Genomic DNA, 498 nt, shown 5'->3' on the forward strand with positions numbered 1-498 from the left:
AACACGGTTATCGTCTGAAATGGCTGGCGGATCACCAGACCATTCTGGCGGCGCTGCGCCGACGCGACGTACCGGGTGCTTATCAGGCGATGTGGGAGCATCTGGAAAACGTCAAAAGCACGCTGATGGCGATCTCCGATGCGGATGCGCCAGAATTTGATGGTTATCTTTTTGATTCAGTACCGATTTTTCAGGGAAAACTGGTCTGACTATTTATAGTGGGTGCTCGCGTTGTGCCCGTATCACTTTAGCCTCCCATCCGCACCATCAGGCGCAGGTGACGGACTGGCTGTGGCAGGCGTTTGATCACCACAATGGCCGTGAATTTTTCGCCAGTATTGTACAAAGCAGTATGCGGCAAGAAGGATTGCCCCTGACCTTTATCGCACTGGATGACGGGAAACTGGTGGGCACCGTAGGGCTGTGGCTGTGCGATCTGCAAAGTCGCCAGGATCTCTCTCCGTGGCTGGCAGCGCCCTATATTGATGAAAACTATCG

General features: G+C 53.8%; 1 protein-coding gene and 1 pseudogene. Both read left to right on the forward strand.

Annotated elements, in window-relative coordinates:
- Window positions 1-209, forward strand: a 209-nt coding sequence (locus tag J5224_RS35370) for an FCD domain-containing protein (RefSeq protein WP_264629433.1), incomplete at its 5' end; no start/stop codon positions are given.
- A gap of 68 nt (window positions 210-277) precedes the next feature.
- Window positions 278-498: pseudogene (locus tag J5224_RS35375) on the forward strand (GNAT family N-acetyltransferase); the annotation flags it as partial.

Source organism: Candidatus Symbiopectobacterium sp. NZEC135, from assembly GCF_025962695.1.